The organism is Gordonia sp. (in: high G+C Gram-positive bacteria) (assembly GCF_049647785.1).
Classification (GTDB): Bacteria; Actinomycetota; Actinomycetes; order Mycobacteriales; family Mycobacteriaceae; genus Gordonia.
This window is the reverse complement of sequence record NZ_JBARYI010000060.1, coordinates 1-23251: the sequence shown is the minus strand read 5'-3', so window position 1 is coordinate 23251 and position 23251 is coordinate 1. Positions and strand designations below refer to the sequence as shown.

Annotated in this window: 17 protein-coding genes and 2 pseudogenes; 13 read left to right on the top strand and 6 right to left on the bottom strand. The window is 59.2% G+C overall.

Annotated features, from left to right (window positions below; translation table 11 throughout):
• Positions 1-22 precede the first annotated feature (22 nt).
• The 10 genes and pseudogenes from eccD (at position 23) to WBA38_RS09675 (ending at position 13105) form a co-directional block, all read left to right on the top strand.
• Entirely contained in the window at positions 23-1351 is a 1329-nt protein-coding gene (gene eccD, locus WBA38_RS09720; RefSeq protein ID WP_424293535.1) for a type VII secretion integral membrane protein EccD, read from the top strand.
• 114 nt (positions 1352-1465) lie between these two features.
• Positions 1466-1792, top strand: coding sequence for a hypothetical protein (locus WBA38_RS09715; protein WP_424293536.1), 327 nt, complete (start codon positions 1466-1468; stop codon positions 1790-1792).
• 56 nt (positions 1793-1848) lie between these two features.
• The gene (locus WBA38_RS09710) at positions 1849-2142 is read left to right on the top strand and encodes a WXG100 family type VII secretion target (protein WP_424293537.1); all 294 of its coding nucleotides are present in this window, start codon (positions 1849-1851) and stop codon (positions 2140-2142) included.
• Positions 2143-2312: 170 nt separating this feature from the next.
• A complete protein-coding gene (eccCa, locus tag WBA38_RS09705; protein ID WP_424322581.1) occupies positions 2313-6317 on the top strand; it encodes a type VII secretion protein EccCa in 4005 nt (1334 codons plus the stop codon).
• Positions 6318-6319: 2 nt separating this feature from the next.
• A complete protein-coding gene (locus tag WBA38_RS09700) occupies positions 6320-7168 on the top strand; it encodes a hypothetical protein (RefSeq protein WP_424322577.1) in 849 nt (282 codons plus the stop codon).
• 56 nt (positions 7169-7224) lie between these two features.
• Entirely contained in the window at positions 7225-7860 is a 636-nt protein-coding gene (locus WBA38_RS09695; RefSeq protein ID WP_424322576.1) for a hypothetical protein, read from the top strand.
• 283 nt (positions 7861-8143) lie between these two features.
• Positions 8144-8665, top strand: coding sequence for a hypothetical protein (locus WBA38_RS09690; protein WP_424322575.1), 522 nt, complete (start codon positions 8144-8146; stop codon positions 8663-8665).
• Positions 8666-9237: 572 nt separating this feature from the next.
• Positions 9238-10263 (top strand): annotated as a pseudogene (locus WBA38_RS09685) (IS630 family transposase); the annotation flags it as partial.
• Positions 10240-10707 (top strand): hypothetical protein, encoded by a 468-nt coding sequence (locus tag WBA38_RS09680; RefSeq protein WP_424322582.1) that lies wholly within the window; start codon positions 10240-10242, stop codon positions 10705-10707. The pseudogene WBA38_RS09685 and the gene WBA38_RS09680, both read left to right, overlap by 24 nt.
• Before the next feature lie 124 nt (positions 10708-10831).
• Positions 10832-13105: a hypothetical protein gene (locus WBA38_RS09675; RefSeq protein ID WP_424322574.1), complete on the top strand. Its 2274-nt coding sequence runs from the start codon at positions 10832-10834 to the stop codon at positions 13103-13105.
• Between the two features lie 4 nt (positions 13106-13109).
• On the opposite strand, the gene WBA38_RS09670 is transcribed toward WBA38_RS09675, so the two are convergent.
• Positions 13110-13391: a hypothetical protein gene (locus WBA38_RS09670; RefSeq protein WP_424294703.1), complete on the bottom strand. Its 282-nt coding sequence runs from the start codon at positions 13389-13391 to the stop codon at positions 13110-13112.
• Positions 13392-13518: 127 nt separating this feature from the next.
• On the opposite strand from WBA38_RS09670, the gene WBA38_RS09665 reads away from it, so the two are divergent.
• The 3 genes from WBA38_RS09665 (at position 13519) to WBA38_RS09655 (ending at position 16983) form a co-directional block, all read left to right on the top strand.
• A complete protein-coding gene (locus tag WBA38_RS09665) occupies positions 13519-13908 on the top strand; it encodes a hypothetical protein (RefSeq protein ID WP_424294705.1) in 390 nt (129 codons plus the stop codon).
• Positions 13909-14630: 722 nt separating this feature from the next.
• Entirely contained in the window at positions 14631-15944 is a 1314-nt protein-coding gene (locus WBA38_RS09660; RefSeq protein ID WP_424322573.1) for an ISL3 family transposase, read from the top strand.
• A gap of 532 nt (positions 15945-16476) precedes the next feature.
• Positions 16477-16983, top strand: coding sequence for a hypothetical protein (locus WBA38_RS09655; RefSeq protein WP_424293813.1), 507 nt, complete (start codon positions 16477-16479; stop codon positions 16981-16983).
• 62 nt (positions 16984-17045) lie between these two features.
• On the opposite strand, the gene WBA38_RS09650 is transcribed toward WBA38_RS09655, so the two are convergent.
• The 5 genes and pseudogenes from WBA38_RS09650 to WBA38_RS09630 all read right to left on the bottom strand — a co-directional run.
• Entirely contained in the window at positions 17046-17795 is a 750-nt protein-coding gene (locus WBA38_RS09650) for a hypothetical protein (RefSeq protein WP_424293812.1), read from the bottom strand.
• A gap of 14 nt (positions 17796-17809) precedes the next feature.
• A complete protein-coding gene (locus WBA38_RS09645; protein WP_424322572.1) occupies positions 17810-19033 on the bottom strand; it encodes a hypothetical protein in 1224 nt (407 codons plus the stop codon).
• 134 nt (positions 19034-19167) lie between these two features.
• Positions 19168-19857: a hypothetical protein gene (locus WBA38_RS09640; protein ID WP_424322571.1), complete on the bottom strand. Its 690-nt coding sequence runs from the start codon at positions 19855-19857 to the stop codon at positions 19168-19170.
• 194 nt (positions 19858-20051) lie between these two features.
• Positions 20052-21458, bottom strand: coding sequence for an AAA family ATPase (locus WBA38_RS09635; RefSeq protein WP_424322570.1), 1407 nt, complete (start codon positions 21456-21458; stop codon positions 20052-20054).
• A gap of 120 nt (positions 21459-21578) precedes the next feature.
• Positions 21579-22592 (bottom strand): annotated as a pseudogene (locus WBA38_RS09630) (MinD/ParA family ATP-binding protein); the annotation flags it as partial.
• Between the last annotated feature and the right edge of the window lie 659 nt (positions 22593-23251).

The following is a 23251-nucleotide window of genomic DNA, read 5'->3' as shown; positions in this document are numbered from 1 at the left end:
CACAAGCTAGGGAACAAGTCGTTTGAGTAAGAGCTTCGTCCGGGTCACCGTCGCTAGCGAGAAACTACAGGTCGACGCCAGCTTGCCGATGGACGCGCCGGTCATCGACCAGCTTCCCGTGCTGATGAACATGGTTGAAGCGCTGCCCCAGGACCTCGACGAATTGGGTGGGTGGTCGCTGTCAACGCTGGCGCGTGGCCCGATTGATCTCGAATTGGATCCCGCTGCTCTCGGCATCCGGGACGGGGAAGTCCTTCATCTGGCCAGGACAGCAGAGGCGGCGGAGCAGCCGTTCATCGACGACGTGCTCCATCGGATTGGCATCGCGAGCGAGAACGACTTCGCGCTCTGGCGTGGACCGGTCAGGGACCGAGCCGTGAGCCTGATCAGCGGCGTCGGGCTGGCGATCTCGGCCGTCGCGCTGGCGGTAATCGCCTCCGGGATCGGCACCGCTGCCGTGGTAGCGGCCATCGGTATCGGTGCGGTTGCGGCAGGTTGGGCCCTTCGTGACCGATCAGGCGCGGAGATCAGCTGGGCAGTCGTCCCAGCGCTTGCGAGTGCCGGAGCACTGCTTGCGCGCAACGCTGCGCCGGATAACACAGTGTTGTGGGCGCTGATTGGTGCGGCGCTCGGCGTCGGGATCGTCGGCCTGCTGTCACTGTCCCTGCCGAAAGTCGCTGGCGTCATTGGGTTGACTGTTGCCGTCGTCCTCGCCGTCGTCGCCGGTGCGATAGCCCTGGGGGCGAGCGGCGTCGCGATCGCAGCGTGGGGGCTCATCCCGCTGTTGCTGATTCTCGGTTTCGGGCCCAAACTCGCCATGATGTCTAGCGGCATCGTCGCGCTCGTGCGGAAGTCGGAAGAGGGAAACCAGGTACCGCGCAGCGAGATGAGCGATGCCCTCGCAGCGCTTCAGAGTCGGACCGACGTCGTTGTATCGACCGCCGCGATCCTCATCACGTGTGTGTGCGCGTACCTTGCAGTCGCTGGCGTATGGGTCCAGGGGATGTTGACGCTAGTCGTGGCTGTCGTGCTTGTTCTGCACAGCCGGTCGTATTCGCATGCCCGGCATGTGGTGCCGCTGCTGGGTGCCGCAATGGTGGCCGGTGTCGCGGGGATGGTCGCGCTCCCAGGATGGTTTGGCATCGGTGGTGTGGCCGGCGCGGCAATGTCGGCTGTGTTCGTCACCGCGGTGCTGGTCGGGATTGCGTTAGCCAATGTGGCGACTTTGGACGCCGTCGCCGCGGCCCGACTAACGCGTGGCCTGAACGCGATTGAGTACCCCGTTGTGCTGGCGATCATTCCGCTCGTATTCCTGGCTCAGGGTGTCTACCAACTGTTTTGGCCGTCGTAGCTCATCGAAATGACCCTGATACGACATCGTACATTGGTCTCATGTATCGTCCCGATAACCGACAAATGCCATGCGCTTGTGTGGCTCGGGAAGCCACGAGGGGATAGCAGAAGCATGTCAAATACTCGGTTTAACGAGGCCGCGTTCCAGAAGCACGCGCAGGAGCTTGTCGAATCAGGCGGCAACCTCACGCAGATCAGCGGCCAGTTTGTTCAGACGATCGAGCAGGTCGCCAACGCGTGGCAGGGTGCCGGTGCCAATGTTTGGACGCAGTTCGCGGGCCGCGCATCGGAAGCCCAGGAGCAGATGAAGACGTCGTTGACGACCTTCGTTTCGAAGGTCGAAGGCGTCGCGACCGCAACCACGGCAGGACAGGTCGAGCAGACTGATGCCGTGGCGCGCCACCAAGCAACGTCCGGTGTCGACGAAGTTCACTTCTAAACCTTCAGCTTCACTGTGTCCTGCGTGGGCACGCAACAAACACTTAGGGGAAAACCATGTCGGGTGAATATCAGTTCAACGAGGGCCAGATCGAGTCGATGCTGCAGGACCTCAAAGGTCAGGTCGCGCGGTTCGATTCTGAGCTTGAGACCTTCCAGGGCTCGCGCAACACCTTGAAGAGCATGTGGGAAGGTGACGAGGCGGAGCAGTACGAAGCACTGTTTAGCCGCTTCCAGGCCGGCGCGACGGTCGTGCGTAACATCCTCGCCGAGGTCCACAATGCGCTCGGTTCGGCTGGCGAGGCCAACAGTGCCATGCGTACTCAGATGCGTAGCGCAATCGACGTTTAAGACGCCGCACTCTGATCTAGGCCCAGGACTTGCCCAGGTATTGGGTGTCCTGGGCTTAGGTCATTCTGGCGCGGACTTCACTCGTTTCGCCTCGAGGGCTGTCCGCGCTCATGCAGTAACAGGAGACAAGATTGGCTGCGAAGGTATTTCATCGTCCAGCGCGCATCCGGGTGGACCCACTGCCCAAAGAGGCGCTAGTAATCCCGGCTCCGCCTGTACTTGAGTCTTCTTCCGGCGCCCAAGAAGGCGCTGCGATGCGTCTGATCATGCCGCTGGTGTCGGGCGGCGGGATGATGCTGATGATGATGTCGTCGGGCAACGTCATTCGAATGATCGCCGGGGCCGGATTCGTCGTCGTCGGACTGATGATGGGCATTAGCATGTTCATTCGTTCGAAGACGGGTCCGCGCAAACGCATGGAGGAGGCCCGCAAGTCGTTCCTCACCTTCTTAGAACGCGTCGGGTTGGAAATCGATGAAGAAGCGCAACTGCAGGAACGTACGCAGCGGCACTTTCATCCGCAGCCATCCGACCTTCCCATCATCATCGACAACCCTGCTCGCCTGTACGAACGCCGGCCAGCTGATCCCGATTTTGCGGTGGTCCGGGTCGGCAGCGGAGCGGGCCCATTGGCGCGCGTGGCTCGCTTTGACAAGCCCAGCGATCCGGCGGCGCAAATCGACGAGGTCGCTGGTGCGTACGTCGGGCGGCTAAAGACTCGTGTTGAACGGATTCCGGGCTTACCGGTGACGATTCCGTTGCGTGGGACCGTATCTGTGGTCGCTGGGAAAGCGGCAGGACGGGCGCTTGTCCGAGCGGCTCTCACGCAGTACATCACCTGGCATGCCCCCGAAGATGCGGTCATTCATATCTGCGCTGGAACAGACCGGGACGCTCATCAGTGGCTCCTGCATGCCCCGCATATTCAGGATTCAACAGGATTCGACGGCCCGGTGTACCGGAGGCGCTTTACATCCGACCAAGCGCGTCTATCGGCCATGCTCAACGCACAAATCGCTGCACGATCGGCAGAGGTGATGAAGCGCGGCCGCGCGCCATCGGCGACGCCGCATATTGTGATCGTCGTTGACCTCGACGATTGCGGTGGACAGCAGCCGCTGGCATTAATGCCGCCGGGGATCTCACCGGCGCAGATTGGCGTGTGCGTACTGACGCTGACGACGAATCGGTTAAACGAACCCAGTGAGATCACCACCAGGGTCACCGTCACCGACGACTTCCTTGTTGATGTCGTCGATCCGCATGCTGATGACGCCAGCCCGCACGGTGTGCTGCAAAACGCGGCGGCGCGGCAAAAACTGTTCATCAATGGGGCCTCAAGGGGTGCCCTTGATGGTGTCTCGGAGAACTTCGCGCGGACCATTGCCCGGCAGCTGTCACCAATTCGGCTCGCGCCGGAGACAATGGCTGAGGCGCCGCTGGAGTCGACGGTCACGATCGAAGACCTGTTGGGCATCGAGGATATCGGCACGTTTGACCCGCACCAACTTTGGGCCAAACGATCGATTGATGACTTCCTGCGGGTTCCGTTCGGCATCGACACGGCCGGAGCCCGAGTCCATCTGGACCTGAAAGAATCCGCGCTCGGCGGGCATGGGCCGCACGGTCTGTGCATCGGTGCGACGGGTTCGGGCAAGTCGGAGGTCCTTCGGACCATGGTTCTGGCTTTGGCGCTGTTCCATCCGCCGGAGCGCCTCGCGTTTGTGCTCGTCGACTACAAGGGCGGTGCTGCGTTCGCCGGCCTCGACATCCTTCCGCATACGGCGGCGATGGTCGACAACCTCGGCGACCAGGAAGGCCTCGTCGACCGCTTGCATGATGCTGTCTCCGGTGAGATGCAGCGGCGCCAGCGGGTGTTGCAAGATGCCGGTGCCAAGAACATCTACGACTACAACGATCGACGCGACGCCGGTGCCGACCTCGAACCGCTGCCCAACCTAGCGGTGATCATTGACGAATTCGGTGAGATCCTCGAGCAGAAGCGCGAGTTCCTCGATCTCTTTGTGCAGATCGGCCGTATTGGACGATCGATCGGTGTGCACTTGCTGTTGGCGTCGCAGCGATTGGAAGAGGGCCGCCTGCGCGGACTTGAGTCGCACCTGTCGTATCGGTTGGGTCTACGAACCTTTTCCGCGCTGGAATCCAAGGTCGTTATTGGTACAGCAGATGCGCATGAACTGCCTGCGTTGCCGGGTTCGGGCTACCTGAAGGTGGATCCGGACGTCTATTCGCGCTTTAAAGCGGCATACGTTTCGGGTCGCTATGAACCGAGCACCGAACGGGTGAGCGTCGACTTGCCGCCGATCCCGATGCCGTACTGGATTCAGAACTACACGGAAGATTGGCTCGACCGACAGAAGAGCAACTACGCCGAGTTCGCGAAGGCCCAGGCAGCAGCATCGAGGGCGGAGACGCCCTTCGACAAGATCGCTCTCGAAGTAGCGGCTGAGCGGATGTCGGACGCGGGCACCAAGGTTGTCCAGTTGTGGCTACCGCCGTTGAGTAGCCGTCTCAAGGTCGACGAGGAGGATCTCGGATCGATGCACGACGTCGAGCATCGGGGCATCCAGCTTGCCGACGAATCACTGTATGGGGCTTTGCGTTTCCCAATTGGCATTGTGGACGACCCCGCACGACAGTGGCAGGGTTTGATGTACCTTGAGGCAGCCTCGGCGAACGCCATGATCATCGGTGCGCCGCAGACTGGCAAGACCACCACGGCGCGGGCGATCGTGCTCGGCTCTGCGCTGACTCACACGCCGAAGGAAGTCAGTTGGCATGTGGTCGACGCGGCGAGCACCACCCTGGGGGATCTGGAAGAGCTCCCGCATGTTGGTGGCGTCGCAACGCGTTTCGACCCGAACAAGATTGCCCGCGCGGTGGCCGAGGCCGTTCAGGAACTGTCTCGCCGCGAGGAGATCTTTGGCCGGTACCGGATTGGTTCGATGAACCAACTGCGGGAGATGGTGCGGGACGGAACGATTCCGGAGATCGCGGCCGCTGACCACTTCTTGTTGATTGACGGGTGGGCATCATTCGCTGCTGACTTCGACGCGCTGGTCCCTGCTGTCACGGATATTGCCGTTCGTGGCCTTGGCTATGGCCTGCATGTGATTGTGACTGCGAACCGGTTGGCCGATATGCGGATGGCGTTGCAGTCGAACTTGGCGACAACGATTGAGCACCGGCTGAACAATCCAGTGGATTCGAATCTGGATCGGCAACTGCAGCAACGTATTTCGCAGAAGATGCAAGGCCGCGTGGTGACGCCGGACAAGAAACTCGCGCAGATCTTCGACGCGACGGGGGCTCAGTTCTCCGAGCTCGCTCAGTTGATCCGATCGCACTGGGCTGGGCCCAAGGCTCCGCCGATCCGAATGCTGCCGGATTACATCAGTCACAAGGACCTCGTGGCGATGGACTCCGGGACACCTCCGGTGTTGTTGGGACTCGATGAGGCGACGCTGTCGCCACTGGGCATCGACATCTTCGGCGAGGACCCCCACCTGATCATCTTTGGCGACACGGAAGCGGGCAAGACGAACCTTCTCAAGGCTGCCCTTGGTGAGATTGTGCGGCGACGTGATGTGCTGAGCAACGATCTTGTGGTGGTCGATCCGCGGCGGTCGTTGCTGGACTTTGTCCCGGCGCCACCGCAGCGTCGATATGTTACGACCCAGGAGCATGCCTCGGAAGTATTCGTGGCGCTCGACAAGCATTTGCGTGCCCGACTTCCCGGTCCTGACGTGACTCCCGCGCAGCTCCGGGAGCGTAGTTGGTGGAAGGGGCCGGAGATGGTGGTCGTGATCGATGACTACGACGTCATCGTCCCCTCGGGAACGGCACTGAATCCGTTTGCGCCGTTGGTTCCCCTCTTGCCGCATGCCAGGGATATTGGCTTGCACATAATCGTGGCGCGCAAGTCGAGTGGTGCTGCGCGCGCGATCTTCGACTCGTTCATCTCGGGTTTGCGGGATAACGGTGCGGCTGCGGTGCTGTTGTCGGGTGATCGTGCTGAAGGTCAAATCTACACAAAGGTCTACTTCCAGGACGAGCCTGCCGGCCGCGGTCGGGTTATCCGACGAGGGACAAATCCTGTTCGGGTGCAGTTTGCTGCGTGGCCAGCCGACGAGTCATCTCGGCCGGTGGAGTGATGATGACGAATCCTCATGTGAAATCGAACGGTAAGCCGACCGAACTTTCGGAGATGCCGCCAGCCTTCCGGCACATTGCAAAACCCATCCCGGCGACATATGGAGTCTCGTCGACGGGACATCAGACGATTGACGTGCCAGATATGGATGAGTACGCGCGTCTTGCGAGGATGTTGGATTCGGCGGATGATCGCTACAAAAATGGATCCTATGCTAACAGGCTTCTTTTTGAGCGCGGTCTGGAGATAAAGTCGGTCTATAACAAGTTTAATCACGGCAAGAACAACATTCTTACCGTTAGGAGTCCGACTGACTACGATGATGCACAGAAGTTGCTCATCAATGCCGGAGCTAAGGATCGCGAGTCCTCGCTCGCTTTAATTCGTGATGATCCGACTGGCAAAAAGGTAATCGAAAAACTACTCGACGGCACAGATGCTTCAAACGCCGGTTCGACCGTAAATGAGCGGATCAAGGAACTTCAGGGACAGATTTCCGCAGCTAAACCGGGGGACGCTGAGGGAAGGAAGCGCCTAGAAAATCTGCGGAACGAGCTGAATAACCTGTCCGGTTTGGTTGCTGGGGATCCGACGCTCGGGGAGTCGCGAATCCCAGGGAGCGATCCGCAAGGCGTCTATAGGATAATGGGTTATCTCGACGATAAACCAGAAGACACGACGACCAAGCTGGCGGCCAAGAATGTCGCGAAATACTTAGCAACCCTCTCTCCTAAGAATCAAACAGGGGATAAGGTGCATTCATCCGTGTTTGAAGATTCAGTGCTCCTTCAGACGTTGGCCGCCTCGATGAAGCCTCACTATGCCGCCTGGCGGGAGATGACGAAACGCTAAATCTTGAGAATCAGGGAACGCTTTCGGCGTTCATCACTACTCTGTATCGCGATCCGATGGCTGCGGCTACGGCGACATGGGCAATCAAGGATGAGCAAGACAGACTAACGAAGCGATATGGTAAAGAGATTGCCCGTGGTGAAATAGGCAGGGATCCCGATACGATCGGCGTGCTGCAAACTGCTATGGTTAAAGGGTTCGAAACCGCAAAGAATGATGGGGAGTGGGTTAAGGACTACACTGCATCTATCGAACTCAATCGGCAGATGGCAAAGTTTGATGCCGCTAGCGGCGCAGTAAACGGTGCGGTGGGTGCCATTCCTGTGGTCGGGCCTGTCATCGCAATTGGACCCCTGAGGATCACGCCACTAGCGAAGGCGTCTGTTTTTGATGAAAATCAATCGCTCGACCTCAATTCGGACGACGAAAATCAGATCCTGGCCTTGATTGAAACGGGCGACAACGATGTATATCGTCTGCCCAAATTAATTGATGGAATGGTTCAGCAGAAACCTAGTATTAAAGATACTGACTTGTATAAGGCTTGGGAATCTGAAACTCGTGAGGATGAAAAAGAAGACTTAGCGCGGAAACTTGTTGCGGCGTACGAGCGAAATCAAACGCCATTTTCTGTGAGAGTTGACCAAGGTAAAGTTGCAGGCGATCTTGGTAAGAAAAAGAAAAAGTCATGATGTCACGTCCAGACGGACCGGTGAGGTACAAGCTTTGGCAAGGAGCATGCACATGGTTTTGAATAGATATCTAAGGCTGCTGTCTGCGCTTCCTGGCGCAGTCGTTTTGGTGTCTGGATGTGCGAGTGCTCCGAACCAATCAGTTCCGGTTTCGGCATCGACATCGGCGTCGCGTTGGTTGTCGCCAGCGGCTGATGGTGTGGCGTTCGAGTGGGTTCCCACGGATGCTCTTGATTTGAAGTCGCCGATGGGGACGTATGTGCGGGCTGCAATAGAATCCCGGATGATCATTGCGATGACCACTGATCGGAACGATGCGACTCCGGGTTTTGTGGAATCGGTAAAAGGGAACGCCCTCGACTGGATGCGAGATCGGGAAGGTGGGACCAAGACGGAGTCGTGGATTGGCACGGAAGCGCTGCGCATTCTGGATGTTCGGCGTACGGGAGACACCCTCGCAATTGATTATTGCGACAATGTGAGCGGCATGTATAAGCCAGATTCCCTGTCGAAGCCGACGAAGTGGGTTCGGGTAACGTCGTCACCGAACCCATATTCGTATCAGATTACAGTCAACATGTTCGGTAAAGATCTGCCGCCGGCAAACCAGCATGGCCCCGCAGATCGTGCGCAGCAAAATGTTTTCGGATCGTGGACAACTCTCGATCTCGATTCCCGTGATCTGACGGCTCCTTCATGCAAGGAGGGCTGGGATGGGAAGTTCAGTCGACTTCCTGCGACTTTGCCGTTGACGACTGCCCCAACCCGCACTACGTATCCCGGATGGCCTGCTGGCAATCAATAGCAGTTGTGTTCTGGGTGGATCCGTTCGTCAGATACCTTAGGAGTGCGTCGGATTGTGGCCATCTATGATGGATGGTATTTCTGAATATGATGTCGCAAGGTGTCGTACTGCGGAATCCGGATGGGCCTAGTGATGGTGAGTCAATGAATAGAAGCCTTGTAGCTTTAATTTCCTTTGCTGGCGCAGTTGCTTTGTTGGCTGGATGTGCGAGTTCTCCAGATCAATCGGTTCCGGTTGCTCCGTCGACGACGCCATCGGCGTCGCGTTGGTTGTCGCCGGCGGCCGATGGTATGGCGTTCGAGTGGGTTCCCACGGATGCTCTTGATTTGAAGTCGCCGATGGGGACGTATGTGCGGGCTGCAATAGAATCCAGCATGATCATTGCGATGACCACTGATCGGAGTGATACGACTCCGGGTTTTGTGGACTCTGTAAGAGGGAAAGCCTTCGATTGGATCCGAGATCTGGAAGGCAGGACTAAGACGGAGTCGTGGATTGGCACGGAAGCGCTGCGCATTCTAGTGCCGCGTGTCGTTAATTAGTTTATGGTTGTCGGGCTGGGATAATTGGTTATGGCGAATTCTCCTGCCCCGGCACTGAAGCTGCGTGATGGTGATGCCGATGAGCTTGATCGGTTGTTGAGGTCGACTTCGACGCCGGCAGGGCTGGTGCGTCGGGCGCGGATTGTGATTCTGGCTGCCGAGGGGTTGGCTAACGCGCGGATCAGTGAGGTCGTCGGGACGTCGGTGCCGACGGTGCTCAAGTGGCGGTCCCGTTATCTTCATGACGGAATTGATGGCTTGCTGGACGCCGAAAGGCCCGGTCGGCCTCGGCATCTTGATCATGCGGAAGTTGTGTCGGCGACCTTGATGCCACCGCCGAAGAAGTACGGGGTCACCCACTGGTCGTCGCGACTGCTGGCTGGGCACCTCGGAATCGGGAACGCCACGGTCGCGCGCGCCTGGCGTGAGTACGGCGTGCAGCCGTGGCGGTCGGGGACGTTCAAGTTCTCCACCGACCCGGAACTGGTCGCCAAGGTCGCCGATGTCGTCGGCTTGTACCTGGAGCCGCCGGAGAATGCGATCGTGTTGTGCGTGGACGAGAAGTCGCAGATCCAGGCCTTGGACCGCACCGCACCGCTGCTCCCGATGCAGCCTGGGCAGATCGAACGCCGTACCCACGACGACAAACGTCACGGCACCACCACCTTGTTCGCAGCCTTGGAGATCGCGACCGGGCAGGTGACCGTGGAAGTTAAACCACGCCACCGCCATCAGGAGTTCTTGTCGTTCCTGCGGCAGATCGACCGCACCTACCCAGGGCGGGAGTTGCACCTGGTGATGGACAACTACGCCACCCACAAGAAGGTCGAAGTCCGCACCTGGCTCGACGAGCACCCGAATATCCACGTCCACTTCACCCCAACCTCCGGATCGTGGCTCAACCTCGTCGAAGTGTGGTTCGGCATCATTGACCGCCAAGCAATCCGGCGCGGCGTCTTCACTTCAGTCAAGGACCTCAATGCGAAGATCTGAGCATTCATCAATGGCTGGAATGAGCGCAAGCATCCCTTCGTGTGGACAAAGACCGCCGAAGATAAATACCTGCGCGCCCGCTTGCCGGGACCGGACGTGACCCCGGCACAGTTGCGTGAGCGGAGCTGGTGGAAGGGCCCGGAGATGGTTGTAGTTATCGACGACTATGACGTTCTGGTGCCGTCCGGAACGGCGCTGAATCCATTTTCGCCGTTGGTCCCGCTTTTGCCGCACGCACGCGACATTGGCTTGTGCATCATTGTCGCCCGTAAATCGAGCGGTGCTGCACGAGCCATATTCGACTCGTTTATCTCCGGTTTGCGGGATAACGGTGCTGCGGCAGTGTTGTTGTCGGGTGATCGTGCTGAAGGTCAGATCTACACAAAGGTCTATTTCCAGGAAGAGCCTGCGGGTCGCGGTCGGGTTATCCGACGAGGGACGAATCCTGTTCGAGTGCAGTTTGCTTCGTGGCCGGCCGATGAGTCAGCACGGCCGGGGGAGGAGTAGTGGTCGGAGTGGTGCATGCATAGAAACTCGGAGAGCACGGATCTTTATCTTGACGAGAGTGTGGAATTTTACCGTACTGACGTTCTGGTAGATTTAATAACGATCTTTTGTTTGGGAGGAAATTGTGGTTGATACGGCACCGAAGCAGCCGGATGTAATTGTTCAGGGGCCGGGTGCACCTCAACCGTTTCAGTCGACAACGATCGAACCGGCAGTTACGACCACCAAAGACAATCCTGCGGCGGGAGAGAATCCAACAACTGGGGACAACCCGCCCCCATCAGGTGACCAGCCTCCCAAAACAGGTCCTTATTCAAGCGTTATTCCTGCAATCGCAGGTCCGAAGATTCTAGCGGTCAAGAATTCTGGTGACGGCAAGACGCCTGGCGAAGATACGCCTGACCCGGACCCTACAAAGGGTGGGCTCGTCGCCACGGACGCTACAGATGGCACTAGTGCCGCAGATGCAGATGTCGAGATTCTAAATTCGGTGCCACCTGAAGCTCCCACCAAGCCGCCGGTGCGCGACGGTGAAGGTGCAGCTCCGGGAGCGTACAATCCGGTTCAGGCTGAGAAGGAAGCTCGAGGAAAGAGTCCTGAAGACTGGGCTAAGTATGACGCGGACATGGAGAAGTTTCGCCAGCGCGAAGAAGCGAAGACGCGATTCAAGGCGAATTTTAGCCTAACCGAACAGCAAAAAACTGATCTCAGCGAGGGGAAAGACGTTGACATTCCGGAGGGGCAGAAGCGCTACATTCTAGATGCTTGGAAGAAGCTGGCGGGAACAACTGGAGACTCGTCAAAACTTGCGGGATTCATTGAAGAGAATCCAGATCTCGAAGCCTATTTGGGTGCATCAGGGCACATGGCGACAAACCCTCATGTGAAATCGAACGGTAAGCCGATCGATCTCTCCGAGATGCCGCCAGCATTCCGTCATATTGCTAAGCCAATTAGTCCAAAATACGACTTCATGACTGGGCAACCCCTTCGAACGATCGACGTCCCTGACATGGACGAGTATACGCGTCTTGCAAAGATGTTGGATTCAGCGGACGATCGCTACAAGAACGGGTCGTACGCTAATCGCCTTCTCCTTGAGCGTGGACTCGAAATCAAGTCGGTCTATGCGGAATTTGATCACGGCAAGAACGGGCTTCTAATGGTGCGGAGTCCATCGGACTATGATGACGCACAAAAGCTCCTCATCAATGCGGGCGCTAAGGATCGGGAGTCCTCGCTCGCGCTACTTCGCGATAATCCAGCCGCGGTTGGACAGTTGATGGACGGCACGGATGGTTCGAATGCGGGTTTGACAGTAAATGAGCGAATTAAGGAGCTTCAGGCTCAGATATCTGCCGCGAAACCGAAGGATCCGACTGCTAAGAAGCAGATTGAGAACCTGCAGACGGAGTTGAATAATCTATCGGACATGGTTGCGGGGGATCCGTCACTTGGAGACTCGCGAATCCCAGGTAACAATCCACAGGGGGTCTACCGGATACTCGCCTATCTGGATGATAAGCCGAACGATAAAACTACAAAGCTTGCGGCCAAGAATGTTGCAAAATATCTAGCTACGCTATCTCCTAAGAATCAAGAGGGAGAGAATAAGGTCCATTCGTCAGTATTTGAGGATTCAGTGCTTCTTCAAACTCTAGCTGTTTCGATGAAGCCGCACTACGCAGGCCTTGCGGGGGATGATGAAACGCTAACCCTGCAGAACATGGGAACTTTATCGTCGTTTATGACGACTCTGTATCGTGATCCGATGGCTGGGGCCACAGCAACCTGGGCGATTAAAGATGTGCAAGACGGCCTCGCGAAACGCTACGGCAAGCAGATTGCGCGCGGAGAAGTTGCAACAGACCCTGATACGATCGGCGCCCTTCAAGCGGCCATGGTTAAGGGGTTTGAGACAGCAAAGGACGAGGGGGAATGGGTCGAAGGCTACTCGAAGTCGATCGAACTTAATCGACAAATGGCAAATTTTGACGCTGCCAGCGGGGCTGTTAACGGGCTGTTTGGTGCGATTCCGGGTTGGGGTCCGGTATTCGCAATTGGGACACTAGGAATTACGCCGCTCGCCAAGGCGTCAGTCTTCAAAGAAAATAGTTCGATCGACCTGACTTCAGTCGATGAGAACCAGGTTCTTAGCTTTATTGAAACGGGGGACAATGATGTTTTTCGTCTTCCAAAGGTGATCGAAGGGATGGTTAAGCAAAATCCGAAGATCGCAGATACTGACGACTACAAACTCTGGAAGATCACTAAGGCGAAGTCTGAAAAAGCTAACCTTGCCCGCAAATTGGTCGCGAAGTACGATCGTAACGAAACGTCCTTCTCTGACAGGGTTGACCAGGGTAAGGGTAACGGTGATTTTGCGCCACCTGAGTGACCGGTTAGCGATCATCTAGAATCGGTGTCAACCTATCGTATAGGAATTGAGTGATGTTTAGTAAGAATTTAAAGGCTGTCTCCCTTCTTTCTTGTATACTAGCTTTGGCCTCTGGGTGTGGAACTGCCGCAGGCCCTCCTATTCCTGCGTCAGAAACGTCGACGTCTGCATCGTATTCTTTGCCGCCTGCCGCTGATGGTGTTGCATTTGAGTGGGTCCCGACTGAGGCTCTTGATTTAATGTCGTCTACGGGGACTTTTGCTAGGGCTGCGATCGAGTCCATCATGATCGTTACGATAACTTCGGATAGAACTGATGCGACTCCAGGTTTTGTGGACGCATCACGCGGGACCTTTGACGACTGGATAAAGAGTACGCAGGGTGGTCCTACGACGGATTCGTGGATCGGGACGTTGGGTTTGCAGATTTTGGATGTTAAGCGTGTGCATAACACTCTCGAAATCGACTATTGTCGCAATTTTGCCGGGCTGTACGAGCCGGATGCTCTGCCGAAGCCGACCCGGTGGGAACGAGTTGCGTCATCACCGGACACGCCCGCTAATCGGATTATCGTCGAGTTGTCAGGGGACAACGAGCCGCCAGCCAACCAGCGAGGTTCTTCGGAGCGTGCGCAGCAGGATATGTTCGGATCGTGGAAGATTGTGGATTATCTTTTGTTTAATACTCTCGATGTGTGCGGTGATGTTTGGGGTGGCAAGTTCGATGGGCTTCCGGCGACGTTGCCTTTGACTTCTGTTCCGCTGCGCACCACATTTCCGGGGTGGCCAGCGGATAATCGGTGAGCCTGGTGATCCTATTTGAAGGGCGACTAGGTGTTGTGAGGTCCGAAGGCTTGCTCAATTGATACGGCGCTGCGGTATGGAGGCGATATGCAGAGCTTAAGGCAGCGTTCTTGGTCGCAGGGGTCGGTGGCGATCCTTACGGTGGTACTTTCGGCGACGGCGTGCACTCCGGGTGTCGATGGTCCGGTGGATTCGGCAACGGAAAGTTCGCGAGCCCAGTCGAGTGACGAAGGCTTGGACATTCCTGAGGTCGGATTCGTATGGGGGGAGTCGCCCCAGATCTCCTTACGATCGCCCGAAGGTACGTTCCTTAGGGCCATGACGGAATCGCTTACTCTGTTGAGTAAGACTGAAGACCCTGGTGTTGTTTACCCTGGGATGGCAGGCGCCATTGATACGGGCGCTGGTTCGGATAATTCGCGAGTTAGTAGTTTGTTGTCTCGCGAGAATGGGAATGGTGTGAAACTAAAAGGCGCCGTATTCCTAGTTTACCTTTGCCTCGATACGAGGGGCTTGGCGGTGGCTGACGAAGAGACTCCACCAGGGAAATTTCGCCCTGCCGGAAGTGACCGGATCGGCTACGAACTGAAGTTTACCGGCTCTTCGGTTCTGAGAGTGCGTAGGTGAGGTTCGGGACGAGCGCGGGCGACCACAAGATGTAGGCGGGTCCTGGGTGTGATCATGGAAGTTCCTACACACCCTTGACGCACACCACAGGACCCATGGCTGAGCTTACTTCCGATGTTGCCGACACGATCTGCCGAACCGTCGAGTTGGGCGTGACGATCACCGGTGCGGCCGTCGGCGCCGATGACCGGACCCATGTTTTCTGCGAGGTCCTCGACCCCGATCGACGATGCCCGGACTGCAACATTGCGGGTCAACTACGAGATCGGGTCGAGCGGGTCCTGACTGACACTCCTGTCGTCGGCTATCCAGTCCTCCTGCACGTGATGGTTCCGCGGTTCGTGTGCCACACCAGCGACTGCTCGAGGTCGGTCTTTCGCGCGAGGATCGACCACATCGCCAGGGCTCGAGCAGTGGTCACGACCAGGACCGAACGCTGGATTTTGCAGCGCATCGTGGTCGACAAGATGAGCGTGGCCGCCGTCGCCGCGAACCTCGCGATCTCGTGGAGCACGGTCAACCAGATCGCTACAGACGCCGCTCGCGCCTTGGTCTACGACGGCGACCACCTCGACGGGGTCCGGTGCCTCGGTGTGGACGAGCACAAATGGAAACACGTTCGCGGACAAGGGGAACCGAGTTTCGTCACGGTCCTGATCGACCTGACTCCGGTCATCGACGGGACCGGCCCGGCACGCCTGCTCGACATGATCGGCGGCCGCTCCAAACACGTCCTCAAACAGTGGATGGCCGCCCGGGACCAGCAGTTCCGGGATCGGATCAAGGTCGTGGCGATGGACGGATTCACCGGCTACAAGAGCGCCACCGCCGAGGAACTCCCCGCGGCCCGGGTGGTGATGGATCCGTTCCACGTTGTCCATCTGGCCGCAAGCAAACTCGACTTGTGTCGGCAACGGATCCAGCAGCAGGTATGCGGACACCGGGGCCGCAAGGACGACCCGCTGTACAAGATCCGCCGGATTCTGCACACCCGCACCGAACTGCTCACCGACAAACAGAAGATCCGCCTGTTCGAGTCGCTGACCAGTCACCACGACCATGTCGCTGTCGAGATCACCCACCAGATCTACCAGCAGCTGATCGCCGCTTACGAACACCCGCAGCGCCGCGAGGGAAAGAAACTCATGTACAAGATCCTGCGCCGTATCCGCACCGGACTGCCGGCAGGCCTGCAAGAGTTGGCCCAACTCGGACGAAGCCTGTGGTCCCGGCGCGCCGACATCCTCGCCTACTTCGACGTCGGCGTCTCCAACGGGCCAGTCGAAGCCATCAACGGACGCCTCGAACACCTCCGCGGCATCGCGCAAGGCTTCCGCAACCTCGACCACTACATCTTGCGGTCACTACTGCACTCGGGTCAGCTCACCGAACGAGTCAACGCACTCTGAAATACGAAGAGCCAGTTTACCGCCGGGGGTGAAGCGCCGCCGGCTTTTCAATCAGGTCCAAATTTTCGGCCGAGCAAATCTGTGTTTGGGGAATGGAAGTTGACGATGTGGAGTGCAATTAGCCGCGCCGAGCCCAGGGCTATTGCCGCCTTGAATGCGTGTTACGAGTGGCCGCTGCCGGAGAGCGATAATCAACTCCCCGAAGGCGTGTTGGTTGATCCGCAGAAGGTGACGGTTCGGTCTAATCCTGGTTGGAGCTAGTCCCGGTTGGCCGGAGAAGGAGTGGTAAGGGTTGAAGAGACGGCTGTGTTCGATCGTTGCGCTTGCTGCTGTCGGTGCTTTGACATCGGGATGTGCGAGTACTTCGGATCAACCGGTTCCGGCGTCGGCAACATCGACATCTGCGTCGTATTCGTTGCCGCCAGCAGCTGATGGTGTTGCGTTCGAGTGGGTCCAGACTGAGGCCCTTGATTTAATGTCGCCGACGGGTACGTATGTCAGGGCTGCAATCGAGTCCATCAATATCGTTTCGATGACGACGGATAAGGCCGATGCGACTCCAGGTTTTGTGGATGCAGCGCGAGGCAACTTTGCCGACTGGATAAAGAGCACGCAAGGTGGTCCCACAGCCGATTCGTGGATCGGCACGTTGGGTCTGCGGGTCTTGGACGTTAAGCGCGTGAATAACATTCTTGAGATCGATTACTGTCGAAACTACGCTGGGCTATACGAACCGGACGCTGCGGCGAGCCCGACGCAGTGGGAACAAGTGGCATCCTTGCCGGACGCGAACGCTAATCGGGTTACCGTCGAGTTGTCTGGGAACGATGAACCGCCAGCCAACCAGGATGGTCTCGCAGAGCATGCGCAACAGGATGTGTTCGGATCGTGGAAAATCGTCGATCTTGTTATATCGAATACTTCGGATGTGTGCGGTGATGTTTGGGGTGGCAAGTTCGATGGGCTTCCGGCAACTTTGCCCTTGACTTCCGTTCCGCTGCGGACCACATATCCGGGGTGGCCGGCGGATAATCGATGAGGCTGGGAACTCGTAGACTCTAGGGGAGTCCGAAAGGCAGGACGCCGCATGCGTGACTTGGGTTAGTTCGACAGCCCGCTGACCCGTCCGCCGGTAATTGTTGCCAGTAGATTCGCGATTTGCTTGGCGTGATCAGGACCGTAGGCGTTGATGTCGAAACTCAACTGCACAGTCCAAGGATCCAAGGCCTCGGTGTCGCGGGAGAGCCAACCAGGTTCAATACCGTCGACGAGACTGCCCGTACGGGCCGCAGCCATCCAGGCTTCGCGGCACGACGGGTCGGCCGGGGACCTCGGTTGCGGTGCCGCATTCTCGACAACCAACTCCTGGACCACCTGATCCTCGACGACAGGATCCTCGATCTCCGAAACCTCGTCTGACGAAACCTCGACGGCCTGATCCTCGACGGCGAGGACATCGACCATCGAGTCTTCGACCACCGAACCTTCGACGGCAGGCTCGATGATTTGCAACGGCTCCTCGTGCATCTGCGTGCATGAGTCATGCTCGGCACCGAAGTCAGCCGGCCTGGAGCCCGTATGCCCGCAACGGGTGCATGTCAGAGTCACCGCCGCCGGTCCCTCATGGGCGGCCACGTGCTGCGGGAGCCGCGGATCCTGCCGATTAACGAGCCCTAGGATGTCCTCGCCGCCGGAAAGTGCCGCGTCAACCTCCCACGGAGTCAGGTACCAGCTGGCAGGAGGAAGCCCCCGGTCGCGAACAATCGCCTGTGAGGCGGTGACGCGTCCGGGGGTGTAGGTCAGCTTCCACTGGGGCTCGGCAGCCCAATCTGAGTCGAGTTCGGGGTTCATAGAGTTAGAGATGTTTATGCCGACTGCTTGCGGTGCGATCCGACATACGCCGGAGCCGGTGCTTCCTGCGCGGCCTGCTGCTGGGCCTCCTGCGGCCAGCCAACCTGCAGTCCCTTAATGGCGTCAGCCGCGCGATCCGTCGCGTCGACGACACCGTCGTTGATCGCTGCCGGAGCGTTGGGGCCGAGCAATGCGAGCGGTCCCTGAGCCTGCTCGGCCGTCCAACCCAGCTTGGTGGTACCGACCGTCATCTTGACGTCGCCACGCTCGGTGACAACGTATTCCACCGACGGCAACCCAGCGCGGGCCGCGTCGTCTTTGGCGAGGCGAAGCTCGAACTGGTTGATCCCCGAATCCTGCTCGGTTCCGTCCTGCGGAGCGTTCTTCGGGAGACCGTCCGGACGCTTAATGTTGTTGCCCTTATCGCCAGTACCGAGTGCCCAGCCGGCCGCGCCACCGATCAAGCCCGCGACGATCGCGGTACCGACACCGGCGACGACACCGGCACTAACAGCGATGCCAGCACCGATCGCCGCGCCACCAGCAATGGAAACCACGTTGAGCGGGAAGGGGCCCGCCCACGGAACAACGCCGCCAGCAACGGCGCCGAGCGGCACCGTGACCATCCCGACGGCGAGAGTTGTCGCGGTAAATGCAACGGCACCGCCGATGGCACCCGCGCCAGCGGCACCCATCACGATCGCTGCAGCCTGACGCGAGGCCTCGTCTTCCTCAGCCATACCCATCGCGACCAGGCCATTGGCAATCTGCTGCTCGCTGTAGGCGGCCCAACCATTGGCCCAGTCGATGTAGCCTTCCTTGTTCGGGAAGTTCGGCACATCCTTGTTAGCCATCTCGAAGTTGCCGATACGCAACGTCTGCGGCTTCGGCGCAACACGCTTCACCGTCGGCGCATTCGGGTTGGGTGCGTGAATACCAAGTGGATTGGGGTTGTATGCGCCCTCGTACGACGGCGCGGGATACGTCCATTCACTCTGCGGAGCAGACGGTGCCGCAGGGAGGCCGAGGGGACCCGGAGTCGATGGCACGGGCTCGGGAGCCGGGGCCGGAGGCTGCGGAGCAGGCGTGAGACCACCCTGCTGCGGACTGCCTTGGTCGCCAAACCCGGGCTGCTGAGGTGCCGGATTCTCGTCGCCGCCGCCAATGCCGCCCTGCTGGGGAGCGGCAAATACCTCGCCGCTGCCCGCGACCGCGCCAAACGCCATGGAAGTTGCCACGAGTGCGGCAACACCAGCGTGAGTCAGCGCCCGGCTCTGAGGCCGGGTGGTGGAGGTCGAGTTCATATCTAGGGGTTCCTCTGTGCTTTGTGAATGATGATGGTTATATCGGCCCACTAATGCGGGCAAAGTTGTTAGCCGACGGCCGTGTTCGACACGATCAGCCACCTGCCGTTCTCACTGGTGGTCTGGATCATTTGGTGGAAGACGGTTCGTTGCCCGCCAGGCCCCGGAGCGATCTGCGCGAGGTCTACCTTGTGCAAACCATTCCCCAGATCGGTGATGGTCAGACAATGCGTCGTCCCCTTGGGCAGGTCGTCGATCGCCATCTGCAAATTCGCAATCGACGGAATAACGGCTCGTCGCGCGGCCGGCACCACGAACTCGCTGACCGCTTGTGCATCCCGTTTGACGTAGTAGGCGTAGTTGAAGGCCTTGATGACGTCGATTCCGCTGCCCGATCCGCCAGCATCGCTGCCAGTGGTTACATTGCCAACGGTCCGCGCCGGACACGCGGCGTCCGTGGAACCGCGATCCGCCGGTGCGGGCGCAGGTGCGGACGCGGTGGGAGACGCGGAGCTATCATCGCCGCCACCAGCGAAGGCGGTGTACGCGCCAATGGCAATGACTCCCAGGATCACGATGCAGGCGGCCGCGATGATGGCGAACCGCCGACTCTTACGCGTGGTGGTGGGTGCGAACGCGTCCGAGGGGAGGAGTTCGTACGTCGAGGTCGATTCGGGACGGGTACTGGTCCCGTCCGCGTCGTACGTGTTGTCGTAGCCATAGTCGACCGTGCTGTAGTCAACACCGCCCGTGACCACGGGAATCTGCTGCGTATCGTCGTCATCACGAGAGAAGCCGTCGTCTGTCCCCGGCTCATGTGGGTCGTTGATGATCGATTTCCTCCTCCCGCGCTTCGGCACGATCCATCAGTTCGCGTGTCCGTATTGCCAACATTGACAGGGTCTGCGTATTTTTTGCTGGCAGACCCGAATCTTATCGAGGTGCCACGTCGCTACATCTGTGGCCCCTGCGGTGGCATCATTCCGCCGAATGGCCCGGCAAACGCGGTGGGCGGCAACTGGATCACAAATGGCTCGATCAGAGTGGCGGCAAGCTCAAGGAACGCGGAACGGGTCGCCGGTTGCATCTGGTCGAGGTCGATGAAGCTGCCTACCGCAAGGTGCTCGTCGTACGGAATGATCTGCACGGCACGTGTGCGGCCCAGGAAGTAGTCCCGCAGCATATTGACGTCAACGGGAGCGTTCTTGCCCTTCGACGCAGCGATGACGACGACGGTCTCGCGAGCAATCTGCTCGTATCCGTGGGCGACTAGCCAATCGAGCGTCGCGACCGCACTCTGCGCGCCGTCCAACGCAGGAGATGTGACCAAGACAAGCGAAGTCGCCGACTTCATGACTCCTGCCATCGCGGAGTGCACGAGACCGGTACCGCAGTCGGTGATGATCATGTTGTAGTGGTTCTCGAGGATCTCGATAACCCGCAGGTATTCGTCCTCGCTGAACGCTTCGGAGATCGCCGGATCCCGCTCGGAGGCGAGGACTTCGAGGCGCGACGGGGCTTGGCTGGTGTGCTTCCGCACGTCCATGTACCGCTCAAGGTGCGGGTCCTGGAGGAGGTCGCGGACAGTCGACGCCGTCTGTGCCGGAATACGACGCGACAAGGTGCCGAGGTCAGGGTTGGCGTCAACGGCAATGACGCGGTCGCCTCGCAGCGATGCGAGAACCGACCCGAGTCCGACGGTGACGGTCGTCTTACCGACACCGCCCTTCAGCGACAGCACGGCGACACGGAAGTCGTTGCGGATTGGCTGACGAACGCGGTTCGCGAGTTGAGCGACCTCTTCCTTCTTCCGCGTACCGCCAAAGTTGACGAACCGACTGCGGATCGACTCGCGCCAACCAGGTCGAGGCCCACCTACGCCCGGGGCGGCAGGGTTCGGCCCGTAGCCGGGCTGCGGGGCACCCTGTGGCGGGACGCCCGGCTGCTGGTGCTGCTGCGAGGGCATCGGGACCGGGCCGTATCCGTGCGCTGGTGTTCCCACGGGTGGCGTGAAACCCTGCTGCGATTCAGGAAAGTACCCGTACATCGCGTCTGGCAAGGGCTGCGGGGGGTGGGGTTGCCCGTACTGGGGCTGAGGCTGTTCTTGCGGTGGGTATGGCTGTCCGTACTGATCGTGCTGGAACTGCGGTTGTCCATACGGGCCTGCCTGTGCCTGCGGCTGGGGTTCAGGGTGAAATGCTGACACCTCGGGGGCCAGCATCTCGCCTGAGGCATGCGTACCGCCGGACTGTGCGTCCATGCTCTGAGTTGGCGATGCAACCTGGTTGTCGACGTTGTCGTGCTGGTCCCCGCCCGGCGAATCAGCGGCGGCGAAGTCGGCGATAGGAGAATCAGGCACGGGGTCCGCCTGTTCGGTTGCCATCCATGACGGTGGGTTACCGGAGTTCTCATTCATCGTTCGGGCCTTTCGTGGGGATCAGTACCGAGTCATCGACTATCGGTGGCAGGACTACGGAACTTAATCGGAGTGGACAGTCTGGGAGAAGCCGCCGGCGATAGTCGCGGCAAGTTCCATGAACGCTGTCCGGGTCTTCTTGTGCATGAGGTCTAACTCGACCTCCGCGCCCTCGGCGAGATGAGCGTCGAACGGGATTACGTGAACCGCCCGAGTTCGATTGCGGAAGTGCTGGGCCAACTGATCGACATCAACAGACGCGGACCCGCTCCTTGATGAACAGACCACGACCACTGCGGACTTCGCGAGTTCGTCATAGCCATGCGACGACAGCCATTCGAGCGTCGCCGTTGCGCTACGGGCACCGTCGATAGCGGGCGACGTCACCAAGACGAGCTGGTTGGAGTAACCGAGAACGCCGTTCATCGCCGAATGGCTAACGCCTGTGCCGCAGTCGGTGATGATGATGTTGTAGTGGCGGCGAAGGATTTCCATCACCCGCCGGTAGTCGGACTCACTGAACGCTTCAGCTCGTGCCGGATCGCGTTCGGATGAAAGGACTTCTAAGCGATTCTGCGCCTGGGAGGTATGTGCGCGGACGTCAGAGTAGCGAGACACGGAGCGGTCGGCAATGAGATCGCGGACCGTCGACTGAGTCTGTTGCGGTACGCGCTGTGCGAGCGTACCCAGGTCGGGATTCGCGTCGATCGCAATCACGCGGTCACCACGGCTCGACGCGAGAGTGGCACCGATGCCGATGGACGTCGTCGTCTTACCGACGCCGCCCTTGAGGGAGAGCACCGCAATGCGGTAGTCGCCGCGGATGGGTTGTTGTACCGCTCGGACGAGTTCGGCGTACTTGATGTCAGCGGGAGAGTCCCCCAGATTTACCGAACCTCCGGAGGCGCGGTACACGGCACGGCGCCACCCTTTGGCCGGTGGGTGCTTGGCACGTCGAAGGAGCGCGATCTCATCGACTTGCCCGGGAGTGTTCTGAGCAGACGTGGCCACGTGCGTTGACCGCGCTTGCGGCGGCTGTTGAACGTTGATGGGAGCAAACACGGTCGGAGCCTCGGGCTCGTCGTCACCCATATCGAGCCACGACGGATTCTGCTGTGGTTGATTCATCCCCGATTATTCCTGCCTGTCACCGTGATTCGCGGTTGCACACGGGGCAGCTACGAACTCGGTGAAATCTCCCGTCAATCAGATCGGGAGACCCCGCGATGGCACTGCCCCGGCGTGCATCTGCGTATTCGGGCGAAATTTACCACGGCCCGAACGGGTCGGCCTAAATGCGTCAATTCGGTGACCGACGACGGCGCGACCACTATGCCGTTGGCGAATAGGCACCCAAGAGACTCATGCCGATGTTGTCGGTTCGCAAGGGGGAACTCGAGACTGGATCGCCCGCTTCGATTAGTGGGCTTTCGCCCAAGGCTATCGCGACATATCCGTCCCAGACCACCAGGTCGCTGGCTATCGGCTGCGATTCGGAGACCTGCGCACCGCCTGTCTGCGCCTGGGCCAGGCGCGGCAGGTCCTCACCAGCAGGTCCATGTGCGTACTGAGTCAGGCTGCTGCTAACGAGACCCTCGCCGGGCGTGGTGCCGCTTGCCGCCGTGCCGAGGCGAGTTCATTTCCCGCAGTCGAGGCTCCGAAATGGTCCAGATCGCCCACCTGGCCCCACTGTTCGCTAACGAAGACTAACGATTCTCGATTTGCGTGGCGACATG